The organism is Pseudomonas sp. Irchel s3h17 (assembly GCF_900187505.1).
GTDB lineage: Bacteria > Pseudomonadota > Gammaproteobacteria > Pseudomonadales > Pseudomonadaceae > Aquipseudomonas.
In genome coordinates, this window is sequence record NZ_FYDL01000010.1 from 226,965 (window position 1) to 244,564 (window position 17,600).

Consider the following 17,600-nt stretch of genomic DNA (forward strand, 5'->3'; position numbering starts at 1 on the left):
AGCCTCGGGGCAAAAGACGCCGTATTTAACCACAAGCGCGCAGCCGAAACCAAAGGCTGTGCCGACGCCTAGTCTGAGCATGTCCGATAAAATTGAACTCCGCGCAGAGGTGCCGTCCGAATTGGGCGGCCAACGCCTCGACCAAGTCGCCGCACAACTATTCGCTGAGCACTCGCGCTCGCGCCTTTCCGCCTGGATCAAAGACGGCCGCCTGACTGTGGATGGAGCGGTTATCCGCCCGCGAGACATCGTCCACGGCGGTGCCATCCTCGAGTTGACTGCCGAGCAGGAAGCTCAGGGCGAATGGGTCGCTCAAGACATCGCCCTGGACATCGTCTATGAAGATGACGACATCCTGGTGATCAACAAGCCTGCCGGGCTGGTGGTGCATCCTGCCGCCGGTCACGCCGATGGCACGTTGCTCAACGCCTTGCTGCACCACGTGCCGGACATCATCAATGTACCGCGCGCCGGTATCGTGCACCGTCTGGACAAGGACACCACCGGCTTGATGGTGGTGGCCAAGACCATTCAGGCGCAGACGCAACTGGTTACACAATTGCAGAGCCGCAGCGTCAGCCGGATCTACGAGTGCATCGTGATCGGCGTGGTCACCGCGGGCGGCAAGATCAACGCGCCCATCGGTCGTCACGGCCAGCAACGCCAGCGCATGGCGGTGATGGAAGGCGGCAAGCAGGCGGTGAGTCATTACCGCGTGCTCGAACGTTTCCGCTCCCACACTCACGTGCGGGTCAAGTTGGAAACCGGTCGTACGCACCAGATTCGCGTGCACATGGCCCACATCAACTTCCCGTTGGTCGGAGACCCTGCCTACGGCGGTCGTTTCCGGATCCCGCCGGCAGCCAATCCAACCATGGTCGAGTCGCTGAAAAACTTCCCGCGTCAGGCACTGCATGCGCGTTTCCTGGAACTGGATCACCCGACCACGGGCAAGCGCATGAGCTGGGAATCGCCGTTGCCGGAAGATTTCGTCTGGTTGCTGACGCTGCTCAAGCAGGACCGTGAGGCGTTCATCGGATGATGGACTGGCTGATTCCTGACTGGCCCGCGCCGGCCGGGGTCAAAGCCTGTGTCACCACCCGTGCGGGCGGCGTCAGCTTGGCGCCGTTCGACAGCCTCAACCTGGGGGATCACGTCGACGACAATCCCGTGGCGGTGGCCGAGAATCGCCGTCGCCTGACCGAGCACTTCGCCATTCAACCGGCCTGGTTGCAGCAGGTTCACGGGGTTGTCGTGGCGCACGCCGACCCAGCGGTGGTCGCCACGGCGGATGCCAGTTGGACGGCCACCCCCGGGATCGCCTGTACGGCGATGACAGCGGACTGCCTGCCGGTGTTGTTCTGCGACCGAGCCGGTACTCGCGTTGCCGCGGCTCATGCCGGTTGGCGCGGGCTGGCGGCGGGTGTGCTGGAAGCCACCCTCGACAGCCTGGCAGTGGAGCCGACACAGGTCCTGGCCTGGCTCGGCCCGGCCATCGGCCCGAAAGCCTTTGAGGTCGGCCCGGAAGTTCGCGACGTGTTCATTGCGCAACTGCCGCAAGCGAGCGAGGCTTTTGTGCCCAGCCACAACGCTGGCAAGTTCATGGCTGACATTTACCGGCTGGCGCGCCTGCGTCTGGCGGCTTGCGGTGTCACGGCCGTCTACGGTGGCGGTTTGTGTACCGTGACCGATCCTCGCTTCTTCTCTTACCGCCGCGCGCCTCGCACGGGTCGGTTTGCCTCCCTGATCTGGCTGGAACGCTAGAGTCTTCTGACCTGTATCAACTGTACGACGCTTGAATCCCCCAGAATCGACCGCATCTAGTGAGGTATCTGGCAGGTTTCTCTATTTAGGTGTGTCCATCGCTCCGGCCTGCTCAAAGGAAGGTGACCAATGCGTATAGACCGTTTAACCAGCAAATTACAGTTAGCGTTATCCGATGCCCAATCCCTGGCCGTAGGCCTCGATCATCCAGGCATCGAACCTGCGCACCTGATGCAAGCGCTGCTTGAACAGCAAGGCGGCTCAATCAAGCCGTTGCTGATGCAAGTGGGCTTCGACGTCAACAGCCTGCGCAAAGCGTTGAGCAAAGAGCTCGACCAGCTGCCAAAAATCCAGAACCCCACCGGCGACGTGAACATGTCGCAGGACCTGGCGCGCCTGCTCAACCAGGCCGATCGCCTGGCCCAGCAGAAGGGTGACCAGTTCATCTCCAGCGAACTGGTGCTGCTTGCGGCCATGGACGAGAACAGCAAGCTCGGCAAGTTGCTGCTCGGCCAGGGGGTCAGCAAGAAGGCCCTGGAGAATGCGATCAATAACCTGCGCGGTGGCGAGGCAGTGAATGACCCCAATGCCGAGGAGTCGCGCCAGGCACTGGACAAATACACGGTCGACCTGACCAAGCGCGCCGAAGACGGCAAGCTCGACCCGGTGATTGGCCGTGACGACGAGATTCGCCGGACCATTCAAGTGCTGCAGCGCCGTACCAAGAACAACCCGGTGCTGATCGGTGAGCCTGGCGTGGGTAAAACCGCGATTGCCGAAGGCCTGGCCCAGCGCATCATTAATGGCGAGGTGCCGGACGGCCTCAAAGGCAAGCGTCTGCTCTCGCTGGACATGGGCGCGCTGATTGCGGGTGCCAAGTACCGTGGCGAGTTCGAGGAGCGCCTCAAAGGCTTGCTCAATGAACTGTCGAAGCAGGAAGGGCAGATCATTCTGTTCATCGACGAGCTGCACACCATGGTTGGCGCCGGCAAGGGCGAAGGCTCGATGGACGCCGGCAACATGCTCAAGCCGGCCCTGGCCCGTGGTGAGTTGCATTGCGTGGGTGCGACCACGCTCAACGAGTACCGCCAATATATAGAGAAGGACGCGGCCCTCGAGCGGCGCTTCCAGAAAGTACTGGTGGATGAGCCGAGCGAAGAAGACACCATTGCGATCCTGCGTGGCCTGAAAGAGCGCTACGAGGTTCACCACAAGGTAGCGATCACCGACGGTGCGATCATCGCGGCGGCCAAGTTGAGCCATCGCTACATTACCGATCGCCAGTTGCCGGACAAGGCCATCGACCTGGTCGATGAGGCCGCCAGCCGCATTCGGATGGAAATCGACTCCAAGCCGGAAGTGCTGGATCGCCTGGAGCGTCGGTTGATTCAGCTCAAGGTCGAATCCCAGGCCCTGAAGAAAGAAGACGACGAAGCGGCGATCAAGCGCCTGGAGAAATTGCAGGAAGAGATTGCTCGGCTGGAGCGTGAGTATTCCGACCTGGAAGAAATCTGGACCTCGGAAAAAGCCGAAGTGCAGGGCTCCGCGCAGATCCAGCAAAAAATCGAACAGTCCCGCCAGGAACTGGAAACAGCGCGTCGCAAGGGCGACCTGAACCGCATGGCCGAGTTGCAGTACGGGGTGATCCCGGATCTGGAGCGCAGCCTGCAAATGGTCGACCAGCATGGCAAGAGGGAAAACCAGTTGCTGCGTAGCAAGGTGACTGAGGAAGAGATCGCCGAGGTCGTGTCGAAGTGGACCGGCATCCCGGTGTCGAAGATGCTCGAAGGCGAGCGCGACAAACTGCTGAAGATGGAAAGCCTGTTGCACCAGCGTGTGATTGGCCAGAACGAGGCGGTCGTGGCAGTGGCCAACGCCGTGCGACGTTCCCGCGCCGGGTTGTCCGACCCGAATCGCCCAAGCGGCTCGTTCATGTTCCTGGGCCCTACCGGTGTGGGCAAGACGGAACTGTGCAAGGCCCTGGCCGAGTTCCTCTTCGATACCGAAGAGGCGATGGTACGGATCGACATGTCCGAGTTCATGGAGAAACACTCGGTGGCCCGCTTGATCGGCGCACCACCAGGCTATGTGGGCTATGAAGAGGGCGGTTACCTGACCGAGGCCGTGCGTCGCAAGCCGTACTCGGTGATCCTCCTGGACGAGGTCGAGAAGGCCCACCCGGACGTGTTCAACGTGTTGCTGCAAGTGCTGGAAGACGGCCGCCTGACGGACAGCCATGGGCGCACCGTGGACTTCCGCAATACAGTGATCGTCATGACCTCCAACCTGGGATCGGTACAGATCCAGGAACTGGTGGGTGATCGTGAAGCACAGCGTGCGGCGGTGATGGATGCGGTATCGACGCACTTCCGTCCGGAGTTCATCAACCGGATCGATGAAGTAGTGATCTTCGAGCCTCTGGCCCGTGATCAGATTGCCGGCATCACCGAGATCCAGTTGGGCCGCCTGCGCAGCCGTCTGGCCGAGCGCGAGCTGAGTCTGGTGCTGAGCAGTGAGGCGCTGGATAAGTTGATTGCGGTGGGTTACGACCCGGTTTATGGCGCACGACCGCTCAAACGAGCGATCCAGCGCTGGATCGAGAACCCGTTGGCACAGCTGATCCTGTCCGGCAGTTTCCTGCCAGGCAGCAGCGTGACGGCCACTGTTGTGAACGACGAGATCGTTTTCAACTGACCGTTTACCCAGCGTTAATGGAGGAGGCCCCGCATTGCGGGGCCTTTTTTTTGGAGCGAGCACGCTCGCGATGGTCTCAAGAGCAACGCGTTGAGTCAGAAAGTACGCGTTATCGTTAACGCCCATCGCGAGCGCTCGAGCGTCGACCGGCTGCTCCTACAAGGGTTGACCTTCGTTTAGCGAACTTTTTTTTCTTAGGGTGTTGAACTGTAAGGAAAAGGCTTGTAAAGTGCGCCCCGCAGTAAGTCGCTCCAAGGGTTTCTTCTCCCCAAGAAGAAATCTGAAATAAGTTGCAAATCAGTGTCTTGAAAGCAATTTAGGGGGTTGACAGAGGTGTTTAAGCTTGTAGAATAGCGCGCCTCAGACACACGAACGCAGCGATGCGAACGGGTCGAAGAGAGTGCAGTAAAGCGTCAAATGTTGTAATTGAAATATGTAGTTCCGTGATAGCTCAGTCGGTAGAGCAAATGACTGTTAATCATTGGGTCCCAGGTTCGAGTCCTGGTCACGGAGCCAATTTCAAACCGGGGTATAGCGCAGTCCGGTAGCGCGCCTGCTTTGGGAGCAGGATGTCAGGAGTTCGAATCCCCTTACCCCGACCATTTTTGGGTCGTTAGCTCAGTTGGTAGAGCAGTTGGCTTTTAACCAATTGGTCGTAGGTTCGAATCCCACACGACCCACCATTTTTGAAACCAGTTAGCGCTGGAATCGAATCTTAAGATCAGAGGCCAAAAGCACTGATCGTGGAAGGCGCCTTTTAAAAGGTGCCTTTTTTTTACCGGGGTATAGCGCAGTCCGGTAGCGCGCCTGCTTTGGGAGCAGGATGTCAGGAGTTCGAATCCCCTTACCCCGACCATATTAAAAATCCTCGTATCGAAAGATATGGGGATTTTTTTTGTCCATAGGAAACTCAAGAGCGCCGCAAAGCCAATGTGGGAGCGGGCTTGCTCGCGAAGGGAGTGTGTCAGTCGACATAAGTGTTGAATTACACGGTCTCTTCGCGAGCAAGCCCGCTCCCACACGGGTTTGTTTTAGTGCAGCTTCAGGCGCGGCTCGGTCCCGCGTCCGATCTTGCTGCCCAGCATCAGCATTGCCGTGCGGAAAGGGCCGTACAGCGCCATCTGGTGCATGCGGTACAGCGACACGTAGAACATCCGCGCCAGCCAGCCCTCGAGCATCACGCTGCCGGTGAGGTTGCCCATCAAGTTACCCACAGCCGAAAAACGCGACAACGAGATCAGCGAACCGTAATCGGTGTATTTGTAGCTCGGCAGGGGCTTGCCCTCGATCCGCAGTTTCAGAGACTTTGCCAGCAGCGAGGCTTGCTGGTGGGCGGCCTGGGCCCGTGGCGGCACATTGCGATCGGTACCGGGTTGCGGGCACGCGGCGCAGTCACCGAAGGCGAAAATATTCTCGTCACGGGTGGTTTGCAGGGTCGGCAACACCTGCAGTTGGTTGATGCGGTTGGTTTCCAGGCCATCGATGTCCTTGAGGAAGCCCGGTGCGCGTATGCCCGCCGCCCAGACTTTCAGGCTGGCATTGATTGTTTTGCCATCAGCCGTGATCAGGCTGTCAGTCGTCACTTCGCTGACCGCGGCATTGGTCATGACGTTGACCCCGAGCTTCTCCAGGGTTTTATGCACCGGCCCACCGATACGCTCGGGCAGGGCAGGCAATACCCGTGGCCCGGCCTCGATCAGGGTGATGTGCATGTTTTCCGGCTTGATCCGGTCCAGGCCATAGGCCGCCAGTTCATGGGCCGCGTTGTGCAGTTCGGCGGCCAGTTCGACACCGGTGGCACCCGCGCCGACGATGGCCACGCTGATTTGCTCGACCTGGTCGGTCTGCCCGGCGTGGGCGCGCAGGTAGTGGTTGAGCAACTGTTGGTGGAAACGTTCGGCCTGCTTGCGGGTGTCGAGGAACAGGCAGTGTTGCGCTGCGCCCAAGGTGCCGAAGTCGTTGGTGGTGCTGCCGACTGAAATCACCAGCGAGTCGTAGGCCACTTCACGGGCCGGCACCAGTTCCAGGCCGTGTTCGTCGTAGGTCGCGGCCAGCTGGATTTTTTTCTGTGCCCGATCGAGCCCGCTCATGCGCCCGAGCTGGAACTCGAAGTGGTTCCATTTGGCTTGGGCAACATAGTTGAGTTCGTCTTCGGAGGAGTTCAGGGAGCCGGCGGCCACTTCATGCAGCAGGGGTTTCCAGATGTGGGTCAGGTTCGCGTCGACCAGCATCACGCTGGCCGTGCCGCGTTTACCCAGAGTCTTACCCAGACGGGTAGCCAACTCCAGGCCGCCGGCGCCGCCGCCGACGATGACAATACGATGAGTCATGGGGATATCTCGCAAGGCTAAAAGAAATCGGTGCAATTACCCGAGCGAGCATGAGGGTCTGTTGACGTTTGATGACGACCACATGGGCGTCCGTCCCTTCGGGTTGCGCTCCAACGAGCGCGAGGCTGCGTTGCGGGATTTGCCAAGGGAACAACCATTGGCGGCATCCCGCGCCTTGCCTCGCGCTCGTTGGAACGCAACGCGGTTCGTCATCAAACGTCAACAGACCCTCGGCGGCTCATAGCGTCAGGTAACTGATTAAACGGCTCAACAGGCCCAGGCCAATGGTCACTGCCAGTACCACCACCAGGAGCATCCACGGCCGGAAAGGCCGGCGCTCGACTTGGTGCTGGGACAGTTGCAGGTACTCTTCGACATGCTGTTGGTCGTCGGGGTTCAGGCGGCTGGTCATATAAGGCCTCGTCAGGTAGACGTTGCTAAATGTATGGAAGCTACAGCGCGCAGCCAGGTTATACGCTGGTCGGCATTGGACGGAGCATAGCCGCTCGCGGGCAGGGGGCCGATGCACAGGGTACCCCCCAGGCGAATGATGCCACTTTGTAACATTGGAGCGCTGATTGCACCATGTCCGTCCCCTGAACGTGTCGACAATCTGTCGGCAATCAATCCTGCACAGGGCTCACAGACTGATTCCGACGTCGAAGACAATGCTGCGGCCCAGGTTGCCGCGCAGAAAGTCCGGGGCGTCGGGGTGGGCAAACAACACGCGGGCGAAGGTTGGACCGACCAGTGACAACGAGCGCCAGCCCTGGCGCAGGTATTCGGTGGGGGGCGGGAAGTGGCTGTTGAGGTCCAGCACTTCGCGCTTGAGGCTGGCGAAGGCGATGATGTCCAGCTCGCCCAGGTCCATGCCGCGTTCTTTGTAGTTGTGCGCTTTTTTGCGCAAGGTGGGCGCCAATCGCAACAAGAACTCGTTGGCCGGAATGCGCCTGGGCTTGGCTTCGCGGCGCACCAGTTGGCTCAGGGAGAAGGCGCTGCGTCGACGTTGCAGTTCGTCGCGCCACTCGTCATTGAGCCGTCGGCCTTCATCGAGCACGAAGAAGACTTCGAAATTGGCCTCGCGAAACAGCACGTCCGGCGGCTCGCCCGCCGGGCTGAACTCGTCGGCGCGGTAGGGGATGTTCAAGCCTTGTAGCAGGCGTTGGCAGACCCAACGCTCACGCTCCCATTTGCGGGCATTGGAAAGGAAGGCGTTGGCTTGCTCGGCCGCGATGGTCAGCAGGCGTAAGTAGTCTGAATCATCCATAGGCCAAGCTTAGCGCCCAAATGCGATCGCAAAGAAGACATTTGTCGTCTCTGCTCGGCCAGATGGGTCCGTCGGCGTGCCGCCGTTCAACGCGTTACCAACTCATACGCAATCCCAGGGTGCCGGAGACACCGTCCATATCGTTGCTGTCCAGATGGGTGTTGTAGTCGACGCTCGTGTAGACGCTGACACTTACCGACAGTTTGGCCACCACCCCCAGGCCAAGGTCGGCGGTGGATGATTCATGCTCGCTCTTGATTCGGTCTGCGCCGTCGTAGGTCACCGTGTCGTAACCACCAAACGTTTTCCAGGCATTGGCTCTCAGGTAAGGCTCCAGCGGGATATTCTGCACCCGGTAGCGGCCCTTGAGACGGGCACCGAGACGGCCCGTCCAGTAGTCCTGGGAATCGAACGAGACTTCGGAAATACCGTCATTCTGGTTATCCAGATCAATCTGCTGGTGGATCACCTGAACCTGGGGTTCGACGACCCAGTTTTCCGACACAGCCAATGGGTAACCGGCTTCCAGTGACAGCGCCAGCGCATCGCCTTCAGTGTCCATTTTCACCCCGCGCTCGGAGCGGTTGTCGCCATCCAGGCGCGACCACATAGCGACGGCGTCGACATAGCCATTGCTTGAATCAATCAGGGTCCAGTAGGCGCCGACATGATCGCCGTCGAGTTTCACCCGCCCCGAACGCCGATCCTGGAAGCCTTCGGCAAAGCCGTCGACATCGCCCTGCAGGTGGCTGTGACCCACGAAGAAGCCGAAGCGCTGGAGTTGCCCGCCACCGTTCTGTGACGCATACAGGTCATGACCGATCTGGAAACCCTGGAGCGAGCCGTCGAAATGGGGGGACACGGTGCCGGACCAGCTCTTTTGCAAATCACTGCCATAAGCCCGGCCCCAGCCTGCGGGGACCGCGCCGGTTTCAGTCAACAAGCTTTGCTCGCCCTGGCGTTCATGGAACGTGCCGAGTGCCTGCAGGGTCATCAGTTGGGCGGCAGGGATCACCACGGAGTACACCGGTACTTCCAGGCGATACAACGGAATCGGATCCGCGCCGGCTACTGCTGTCGGTACGGGTGGGGTGGTGGCGGCAGGCACTGGCGAGCTTTCAGCGACAAGCTGGGTGGGGGCGGGCGTGGCTGGCTCTTCGGGTGCGACAGGTCGAGCGGTCGGTGGCTCGATTGGCGGCTCATCTGGATCAACAATCAGAACAGGCGGCGCCACGGGTGGCGGGGCGGGAGGCACTGCGGGGGGAGGGTTCACCACCGGCGGGACGGTGGGGGGCGGGACGGCCACCACGGATGAACGCAGGTACCAGCTGTTTTCCGAGCCGGCTGTGACCCCGCCTTTGAACAGGTAGTACTGATACGCCCCGGCCGACAGTGAGCCCTTCAGGGCGAAGGCATCGTTGCTGCTGATGGCGCCATTTTGCGCCTGCACTACCTGGATGCCGTTCTGCCGGGTCAACCCGCCCAGACCGCCCAGATTGCTGATACCCAGCTGGGTATTGCCGCTGAGGGTGCCTTGGGAGACCACGAGTTTGTCGCTGGCCGCGTTGTCGTCGCCGAGTACAGTTTGCAGCAGCAACTGTCCGTTATGGCCGACGTAGTTGCCGTGCACCGTCAGCGAGTCGGTTGTGCTGTTGCTGCCGGTGGTCATGTCGATGCTGCCGGCGTTGTTCAGTGTCGCCAGCCCGCCTGCGGTATAGGGCCGGACACTGCCCCGGGTGACCGCCATGACGCTGCTGTCATCGATGGCGAAGGTACCGGTTGCGGTTGCACTGTCACCGAGAAAAAAGTCCCCGGCCAGAGCAAAGTGCGAGTGGTTGTTCAGCTCGACGTTCTCCCAGCCAAGGTAGCGCGAGGCCCCCGCCGAGGTGGTGTTGTCGAAGGTCAGGCGGTCATTGCCCATCCCGCCATCCAGTGACGGGCTCAAGGCCAGCGTGCTTTCGCTCAGTTGGCTGAGCAAGGCTATGTCGTCGCCATCGCCCATCAGTATGTCCGAGGTGATCTGGCCGCCGGTCCAGGTGAGGCTGTCGTTGCCGGCGCTGGCGCGTATTTGCCCGGAAATCACTCCACCCGTGATGGTAATGCTGTCGTCGCCACCGCTGACACTGACATTGCCACCGATGCTGCCGCCAGAAACGATGATGGTGTCCTGGCCGAATGCGCTGACCAGGTTACCCAGAATGCTGCCGCCAGACAGCTCGAAGATGTTGTTGTCCAGCTTCATGTCCACCCGGCCGATGGTACCGCCAGTCATCTTCGCCACATCGCCATCTTCGAAGGCCTTGACTATGGTGCCAGCGGTCATGAGAAATGTATCTCGGCTGTCGCCTTGAGCCAGGGACCGGACCTGCCCCCCATTCATCACGAAGTCATCAATGCCATTGCCCTGTAGCACTGCTCCGTCGATCTGGCCGGCGTTGATGTGCAGGCTGTCCTGGCCATCTCCTTGATCGAGCGAGCCTGTGAGGACGCCGGAGTTCATCAACACCCGGTCGGCACCGGCCCCGAAGCGGACGTTGCCGTTGATGACGCCGCTGCCATCGGTCGGGAAGGTCAGGCTGTTGTTGCCTGAAAGGTCGGTCAGCGAACTGCCGGTGCCACTGTCACAGACATAGCTGCTGTCACCGCTCCCGGGTGTCAGGGGGCAGGCCGCGTGAACCGGGAGGCAGGTGAGTATCAGCAGTGAAGTGGGCAGTGCAAAGACAGATGGCAGGTTGCTGAAATGTCTGAAGTGACGACGCATGGCCTATCCCTGTTGGATTAATGACAGATCGTCCTGATCCTGAACAGGGCCCAAGCGGTGCCGCTGAAACCACCCAAACCTGTGACCTGACAACGTGCAATGGCTGTTCCGTCAGCCATGTGAAGGTCTAGTCGGATTTTTTCAGTCCGCCAGTCTGTCCCGACAAATGGACTGTTATAACTGACAGTTGTGTAATGTATTTTTTTCTGAATGCGGGGCTGCCATGCAGTGTTTCCCTGGCATCCGTGCCTGCACAAAACGGATAACGATCTGCGCTGAGCGGATATTGCCGCGCCCCTGACATCCCTACCCTCGGTTCTACGCACGTTTACCGCGTTACCGACGCTCATAAAAAAACAACAACAAGAGACAGATGCCATGCGCAAGATCGACGTACATGAGGTTATCGACAACGCTCGTTTCAACCGCTTTCACTGGATGGTGCTGTTCTGGTGTGCCCTGATCATCATCTTCGACGGCTACGATCTGGTGATCTACGGCGTGGTGCTGCCGATGCTGATGAAAGAGTGGGGGCTCAGCCCTCTGCAGGCCGGTGCGCTGGGCAGTTATGCCCTGTTCGGGATGATGTTCGGGGCGCTGTTTTTCGGCCCGCTGTCGGACAAGATCGGCCGTAAGAAAGCCATCACCCTGTGCGTGATCCTGTTCAGCGGCTTTACCGTGCTCAACGGTTTTGCCCGCAACCCCACGGAGTTCGGTCTCTGCCGGTTCATTGCCGGGTTGGGCATTGGCGGGGTGATGCCCAATGTGGTGGCGCTGATGAACGAGTACGCGCCGAAAAAAATCCGCAGCACCCTGGTGGCCATCATGTTCAGCGGCTACTCGGTGGGCGGCATGCTCTCGGCCGGGCTGGGCATCGTGCTGATCCCCAGCTTTGGCTGGCAATCGGTATTTTACGTGGCGCTGCTGCCGTTGCTGCTGTTGCCGCTGATCATGTATTTCCTGCCCGAGTCGGTGGGTTTCATGCTGCGTCAGGGGCGCCATGCAGAAGCACGCAAGGTGCTGGAGCGAATCGATCCGGCCTACGTCGCGCAGACCGGCGATCAACTGCACATGAGTGAAGTGAAGGGCACCGGCACACCGGTGTTGCAGCTGTTTCGCGAAGGCCGGGCACTGCGCACGCTGATGCTGTGGCTGGCATTTTTCTGCTGCCTGCTGATGGTCTACGCCCTGAGCTCCTGGCTGCCGAAACTGATGGCCAACGCCGGTTATAGCCTTGGCTCGAGCCTGTCGTTCCTGCTGGTGCTGAACTTCGGTGCGATCTTCGGTGCGGTGGGTGGAGGTGTACTGGGTGACAGGCTCAACCTGCCACGAGTGCTGGCGGTGTTTTTCGCCATGGCGGCGGTGTCGATCACCTTGCTCGGCTTCAATAGCCCGATGCCGGTGTTGTACCTGCTGATCGCCATTGCCGGTGCCACCACCATCGGCTCGCAAATTCTGCTGTATGCCTGCGCCGCGCAGTTCTACTCCATGGCCATTCGTTCCACCGGCCTGGGCTGGGCCTCGGGCATTGGCCGTAACGGTGCCATCGTCGGCCCGCTGTTGGGCGGTGCCTTGCTGGGGATCAGCCTGCCGCTGCAGCTGAACTTCATGGCGTTCGCGTTGCCCGGGGCCGTGGCGGCCATCGCCATGACGGTGTTCGCCATCAGCAGTCAGCGCAGCGCCAAAGGCGTTGCCCAGGCAATGACACCGACTAGCGCCTGACCTGGGCTGTCCGTTGATGTTCCCCAAACAAGAGCGACCGGCCCAGTGCCACGGATCGCCTGATGAGTCTTGCGGCGAGGTGCCATGAAAGCGTTACTCCACGACTTTTCCCTGTCTGCCGCGGTCGCAGGATTTATCGCCACGGTGATTTCCTACGCCGGTCCCCTGGTGATTATTTTTCAGGCAGCCGAGGCGGCACACCTCTCGCGGGAAGTGCTGTCGTCCTGGATCTGGGCGATTTCCATTGGCAGCGCGCTGCTGGGCATCGGCTTGAGCCTGCGCTACCGGGTGCCGGTGATCATCGCGTGGTCGGCACCGGGCTCGGCGTTGCTGGTGGCGTTGCTGCCGGGCATTTCCATGCCCGAAGCGGTGGGCGCCTACCTGGTCAGTAGCCTGATCATTTTTCTGGTCGGGGTGTCGGGTGCCTTTGACCGGATCATCGGCAAACTGCCTGCCGCGATTGCGGCGGCGATGCTGGCGGGGATTCTGTTCAGCTTCGGCACCGGGTTGTTTGTGTCCTTGCAGGGCAAGCCGTTATTGGTACTGGCGATGTTTGCCACGTACCTGGTGTGCAAGCGTGTCATGCCACGCTACGCGGTGTTGATGGTGCTGCTGGTCGGTTGCTCGATCGCCTTTGTGTCAGGGGAGTTGCAGCGTGATGCGCTGGTGATCGGTCTGGCGACGCCGGTCTGGATCACCCCCGAATTCAGCCTCGGTGCAACGCTCAACATTGCCTTGCCGCTGGTGATGGTGGCCCTGACCGGGCAGTTCGTCCCGGGCATGGCAGTGCTGCGTGCCAGCGGATACACCACGCCGGCCAGCCCGATCATCGCCAGCAGCGCGCTGGGGACCGCGTTGTTGGCACCGTTCGGCTGCCATGGGCTGAACCTGGCGGCCATTACCGCCGCGATCTGCACCGGGCGCGAGGCCCACGAAAATCCGCGCAAGCGTTATGTGGCCGGGGTCGTGGGCGGGCTGTGCTACCTGATGCTGGGGATCTTCGGCGCCACCCTGGTCTCGCTGTTCTCGGCCTTTCCCAAGGAGCTGATCGCGGCCCTCGCCGGGCTCGCTCTGTTTGCCGCCATTGCCGGTGCCCTGGCCGGCGCGATGGCCGTGCCGAATGACCGCGAAGCGGCGCTGGTGACCTTTCTCGCCACCGCCTCGGGTATGTCGCTGTTCGGCTTGTCCGCCGCGTTCTGGGGGCTGATTTTCGGCATGGTCACGCACTTGATGTTGAGTGTGCGGCGTCCCGCTTCTGCCGCCCAGGCGGCGGATTCCCGAGAGGTCGCGCGCTGACGCCTGTCAGCGTTCGCTCGCTCGGCTTCAACCTGCTTCAGCGTCCCCGCAACCAGTGCATGCGGGTGGCGCCCTTCAACCTGTCGATCCATAACAATAAGAGAACAACGATGAAACAGAGTCTCCCAACAACCGGTTCCGTGTTGTCCCTGGCGCTCGCCTCGGGTTTTTCCACTGGCGCACTGGCTGCCGAGAGTGGCTTCATCGAAGACACCAGCGCCACCTTGCAGGCCCGCAATTACTACTTCAGCCGGGACTTCTCCGACATCGTCGGGGCTAACCCGCAATCGAAGGCCGAGGAGTGGGCGCAGGGCTTCATCCTCAACGTCAAGTCCGGGTATACCCAGGGCACCGTCGGGTTCGGCATGGATGTCATCGGCCTGCTGGGCCTCAAGCTCGACAGCAGCCCGGACCGGGTCAATACCGGCTTGCTGCCGGTGCAGGGTGACGGGCGTGCCGCCGATGACTACAGCCGCCTGGCCGGCGCGTTGAAAGTGAGTTATTCCAGGACCGAGTTGAAGGTCGGGGAGTTACAGCCGAACCTGCCGGTACTGGTCTTCAGCGATATTCGCTTGCTGCCGCCCAGCTACCAGGGCGCAAGTATCAGCTCCAGCGAGATCAATGGCCTGACCGTGCAGGGTGGCCACCTGCGGTCGACCAGCCTGCGTAACGAAGCCGGCGACGAGAAGATGCAGGCCATGCTCGGCCATGTACCGCAGCGCCAGGTCAGCAGCGACGGCTTCAACTTTGCCGGTGCCGATTACGCCTTCAAAGACCAGCGCAGTTCGCTCAGTGCCTGGTACGGGCAACTGGAAGACATCTACAACCAGCGCTTCCTCGGCCTCAAACACAGTGAGCCGGCGGGCGACTGGGTCCTGGGCGCGAACCTGGGCTATTTCGATTCGCGGGAAGACGGCCAGCAGTTGTTGGGCAACATCGACAACCAGGCGTTCTTTTCCCTGCTGTCGGCCAAGCGCGGCGGTCACACCTTTTATGTCGGCTACCAGGGCATGTTCGGCGACAGCGCCTTCCCCCGAGTGTTTGCCAATATCTCACCGCTGGGCAACGAAGTGCCGACCTATGAATTTGCCTACACCGATGAGCGCTCCTGGCAGGCCCGTTACGACTACGACTTTGCCGCCCTCGGCGTGCCGGGGTTGACCAGCACCGTGCGGTACATCAGCGGCAATAACGTCGATACCGGCAAGGGGTATGAGGGCAAGGACCGCGAGCGGGACCTGGATATCGGCTATGTCCTGCAGAGTGGCAGCCTCAAAGGCCTGGGGATACGCGTACGCAATGCCATGGCGCGTTCCAACTACCGCAGCGACATCGATGAAAACCGTCTGATCTTCAGTTACACCTGGACACTGCACTGAGCCGGTGACTACAGGCCACTGGTGCAGTTGCCCATGACCTGATACGTCACGCGGTGGGTCTGGCCTTGGTGATCGACATAGACCATGGTGGCCGGTTCGACGTCGCAGGCCGTAGCGGTGGGCGTGATCGACACCACCCTGGCAATGTCCAGCGGCTGCGCCGCAGGGTAGGGCGTGGCGGCGGACTCAGTGCCGGCGGCCATCGCAGAGGTGGCGACAATCGTCAGCAACAGGCTGATCAGGATTTTCATCATTGGGTACTCCGTGTTGATTCCGATGCCTGAAGTCTAAGCTTCGCCCGTTATCGAAAAAGGGCTGGATACCTGATGCAGCCTTACATGAAGCGTAACAGTCACGGCCCCTGGAGGCTTATGGATGTGCTCAACAACGTGCGGGTGTTTGTCCGCGTCGTGGATTGCGGCAGCTTTACCGCCGCCGCCGATGCGCTCGACCTTTCTACCGCGCAAGTGTCCCGCCTGGTCGCGGACCTGGAGCAGCATGTACAGGCGCGCTTGCTGCAACGCACCACTCGACGATTGAGCCTGACGGAGGCCGGCGAGCGCTTCCTGCTGCGCAGCCGGCAAATACTCGAGGAAATGGAGGAGGCCACGGCAGAGGCCCGTGGCGCTCACCTGAAACCCAGTGGCCGGCTGCGGGTGCACAGCATGAATGGCCTGGGCGTGTTGATCACGCCATTGATCGCTCGATACTGTGAGCTGTACCCGGACGTGGTGTTCGAACTGACCCTGTCACAACGCAATCCCGACCCCCTGGAGGAAGGCTTTGACGTGGTGATTTCGATTGCCCTTGAACTGGCCGATTCGCAGTCGGTCGCCCAGCCTCTCGGGCAGATCTACAGCGTGCCCTGTGCCGCCCCGGCGTACCTGCAACGCCAGGGTGTGCCGCAGCATCCGCTGGCGCTGAACGATCACTGTTGCCTGCGCATGCTCGACCCCCTGTACAGCGATCAATGGCTGTTTCATGACGCGTCCGGCGAGCATGCGGTCAGCCCCGCCAGGACATTCCAGTGCAACGTTGCCGAGTCGATGGTCAAGGCCTCCGAGTCGGGCATGGGCATCAGCCTGATTCCGTTTTATGCGGCGACGCGGCCATTGAGCGACGGCAGCTTGTTGCGTCTGCTCCCGACCTATCGTCCCCGTGAGCGCAATGTGTACGCGCTGTACCCGTCGCGGCGCTTTCTCGATGCCAAGGTTCGCACCTGGGTCGACTTCCTCAGGGTCGAGTTACCGAAGGTGTTCGCCGAGCACGACGCGGTGATCAATGACCCACGGCACTGGGCCTGAGGTCGAAGGCGGGGCGAAGGGCGGTGTAGACTGACGGCCTGTTCCCGTTCCAAGGAGTCTGACGTGAAGGTCTGCACAGTGGGGTTGCCAGGTGTTGGGCGCGAGTGTGTCCAGCCATGATCGGTGCCGAGTTGCTGTCACCCGCAAGCCTCACGGTGGGCTGGTTGATCTACGTGCCCGTGCTGGTCTGGGCTGCGTTGCGGGCGCCCTGGGTCGAACTGTTCAGTGACAGTCGCCGCCAGCATTTGCTGTTCGGCACGGTGTTTGCGCTGTTCATGCTGTGGCTGGTGCGGCGGGACTTCGAGACGGGCGTGTCCTATCACTTTATCGGCATGACCGCCGTGACCCTGCTGCTCGATTGGCCGCTGGCGATAGTCGGTGGCCTGGTCGCCCAGTTGGGGCTGGTGCTGCTGGGGCGCCAGGACCTCGCGGCGCTCGGGGTCAATGGTGCCTTGCTGATTCTTTTGCCGGTGCTGGTCACTGAAGGCTGCGCGATCCTGGTGGAGCGTGCCCAACCGCGTAACCCCTTTGTGTACATCTTCTGCTCGGGTTTTTTTGCCGCCGCGCTCTCGGCCTTGCTCTGCCTGCTGGCGGCCCTGGGGCTGTTGTGGTTCGACGGACGCTTTGCGATGCCGGAGTGGCTGGAGGACTTTGTCGGCTACCTGTGGCTGATCATCTTCCCCGAGGCGTTCATCAACGGCATGGTCGTCAGCGCGCTGGTGGTGTTCTGCCCCGAATGGCTGGAGACGTTCAACCGTACGCGTTACTTGTCGGCACCGTGGAAGGACGACGACAAGCCTTGATCCTTATCAAGGGCGCGGCGCGCAGGCGAACTTATGCTCCGGGAAATCCTCAGGAGTATCGGTATGAGTGTTTACGAGTGGGCGAGGCAAGAGCTGCGCGACAGTCTGGTGTCGGCGCAGGAGGCCGGCTTTGAACCGGGTTTGAGCCTGCGCGCCTTGCTCAGCGCGGTGGTGCAGCAGAGCAAGGCGGTACGCAGTGCCGAGGATCTGGCCGATGAGCTGCAGTTTCTCGCCGAGAACCTCGATGACGGTGAGGACTACAGTTTCATGCGGCCCTGAT

Annotated in this window: 14 protein-coding genes and 4 tRNA genes; 13 read left to right on the top strand and 5 right to left on the bottom strand. The window is 61.0% G+C overall.

Going from position 1 to position 17,600, the window contains the following annotated elements; genetic code table 11:
• Window positions 1–79 precede the first annotated feature (79 nt).
• The 7 genes from rluD to CKW25_RS16835 all read left to right on the top strand — a co-directional run bounded on the left by rluD (window position 80) and on the right by CKW25_RS16835 (window position 5,314).
• A complete protein-coding gene (gene rluD / locus CKW25_RS16805; RefSeq protein ID WP_093230124.1) occupies window positions 80–1,042 on the top strand; it encodes a 23S rRNA pseudouridine(1911/1915/1917) synthase RluD in 963 nt (320 codons plus the stop codon).
• Window positions 1,039–1,764 carry a peptidoglycan editing factor PgeF gene (gene pgeF, locus CKW25_RS16810; protein WP_095080793.1) on the top strand — a complete coding sequence of 242 codons (726 nt, stop codon included), beginning with the start codon at window positions 1,039–1,041 and terminating at the stop codon, window positions 1,762–1,764. Before rluD ends, pgeF begins: the two co-directional genes overlap by 4 nt.
• Before the next feature lie 129 nt (window positions 1,765–1,893).
• Complete coding sequence (gene clpB / locus CKW25_RS16815; RefSeq protein WP_095080795.1) at window positions 1,894–4,458, top strand: ATP-dependent chaperone ClpB; 2,565 nt, start codon at window positions 1,894–1,896, stop codon at window positions 4,456–4,458.
• A gap of 440 nt (window positions 4,459–4,898) precedes the next feature.
• Window positions 4,899–4,974: transfer RNA gene (locus tag CKW25_RS16820), tRNA-Asn, on the top strand.
• 9 nt (window positions 4,975–4,983) lie between these two features.
• A tRNA-Pro gene (locus tag CKW25_RS16825) sits at window positions 4,984–5,060 on the top strand.
• Window positions 5,061–5,065: 5 nt separating this feature from the next.
• Window positions 5,066–5,141 (top strand) — tRNA-Lys (locus CKW25_RS16830).
• Between the two features lie 96 nt (window positions 5,142–5,237).
• Window positions 5,238–5,314 (top strand) — tRNA-Pro (locus tag CKW25_RS16835).
• Window positions 5,315–5,489: 175 nt separating this feature from the next.
• Here the strand turns inward: CKW25_RS16835 and CKW25_RS16840 are convergent.
• The 4 genes from CKW25_RS16840 to CKW25_RS16855 form a co-directional block, all read right to left on the bottom strand.
• Complete coding sequence (locus CKW25_RS16840) at window positions 5,490–6,788, bottom strand: NAD(P)/FAD-dependent oxidoreductase (RefSeq protein ID WP_095080796.1); 1,299 nt, start codon at window positions 6,786–6,788, stop codon at window positions 5,490–5,492.
• A gap of 238 nt (window positions 6,789–7,026) precedes the next feature.
• Complete coding sequence (locus CKW25_RS16845; RefSeq protein WP_095080798.1) at window positions 7,027–7,200, bottom strand: DUF3094 domain-containing protein; 174 nt, start codon at window positions 7,198–7,200, stop codon at window positions 7,027–7,029.
• Between the two features lie 228 nt (window positions 7,201–7,428).
• Window positions 7,429–8,055 (bottom strand): DUF1780 domain-containing protein, encoded by a 627-nt coding sequence (locus CKW25_RS16850; protein WP_095080799.1) that lies wholly within the window; start codon window positions 8,053–8,055, stop codon window positions 7,429–7,431.
• Window positions 8,056–8,149: 94 nt separating this feature from the next.
• The gene (locus CKW25_RS16855; RefSeq protein WP_095080801.1) at window positions 8,150–10,816 is read right to left on the bottom strand and encodes an autotransporter outer membrane beta-barrel domain-containing protein; all 2,667 of its coding nucleotides are present in this window, start codon (window positions 10,814–10,816) and stop codon (window positions 8,150–8,152) included.
• A 378-nt stretch (window positions 10,817–11,194) separates the two neighbouring features.
• On the opposite strand from CKW25_RS16855, the gene CKW25_RS16860 reads away from it, so the two are divergent.
• From CKW25_RS16860 to CKW25_RS16870, 3 genes are all read left to right on the top strand, one after another.
• Window positions 11,195–12,538, top strand: a complete 1,344-nt coding sequence (locus tag CKW25_RS16860) for an aromatic acid/H+ symport family MFS transporter (protein WP_095080802.1) — start codon at window positions 11,195–11,197, stop codon at window positions 12,536–12,538.
• A gap of 84 nt (window positions 12,539–12,622) precedes the next feature.
• The gene (locus CKW25_RS16865) at window positions 12,623–13,834 is read left to right on the top strand and encodes a benzoate/H(+) symporter BenE family transporter (protein ID WP_095080803.1); all 1,212 of its coding nucleotides are present in this window, start codon (window positions 12,623–12,625) and stop codon (window positions 13,832–13,834) included.
• 110 nt (window positions 13,835–13,944) lie between these two features.
• A complete protein-coding gene (locus CKW25_RS16870) occupies window positions 13,945–15,213 on the top strand; it encodes an OprD family porin (protein WP_095080804.1) in 1,269 nt (422 codons plus the stop codon).
• Between the two features lie 8 nt (window positions 15,214–15,221).
• On the opposite strand, the gene CKW25_RS16875 is transcribed toward CKW25_RS16870, so the two are convergent.
• Complete coding sequence (locus CKW25_RS16875; protein WP_095080886.1) at window positions 15,222–15,464, bottom strand: DUF2790 domain-containing protein; 243 nt, start codon at window positions 15,462–15,464, stop codon at window positions 15,222–15,224.
• A gap of 120 nt (window positions 15,465–15,584) precedes the next feature.
• Here CKW25_RS16875 and CKW25_RS16880 point away from each other — a divergent pair, with 120 nt between their 5' ends.
• The 3 genes from CKW25_RS16880 to CKW25_RS16890 all read left to right on the top strand — a co-directional run bounded on the left by CKW25_RS16880 (window position 15,585) and on the right by CKW25_RS16890 (window position 17,599).
• Complete coding sequence (locus CKW25_RS16880) at window positions 15,585–16,517, top strand: LysR family transcriptional regulator (RefSeq protein WP_095080805.1); 933 nt, start codon at window positions 15,585–15,587, stop codon at window positions 16,515–16,517.
• Between the two features lie 116 nt (window positions 16,518–16,633).
• Entirely contained in the window at window positions 16,634–17,320 is a 687-nt protein-coding gene (locus tag CKW25_RS16885) for an energy-coupling factor ABC transporter permease (RefSeq protein ID WP_095080807.1), read from the top strand.
• Window positions 17,321–17,383: 63 nt separating this feature from the next.
• Window positions 17,384–17,599 (top strand): hypothetical protein, encoded by a 216-nt coding sequence (locus CKW25_RS16890; RefSeq protein ID WP_095080808.1) that lies wholly within the window; start codon window positions 17,384–17,386, stop codon window positions 17,597–17,599.
• Window position 17,600: the final 1 nt, after the last annotated feature.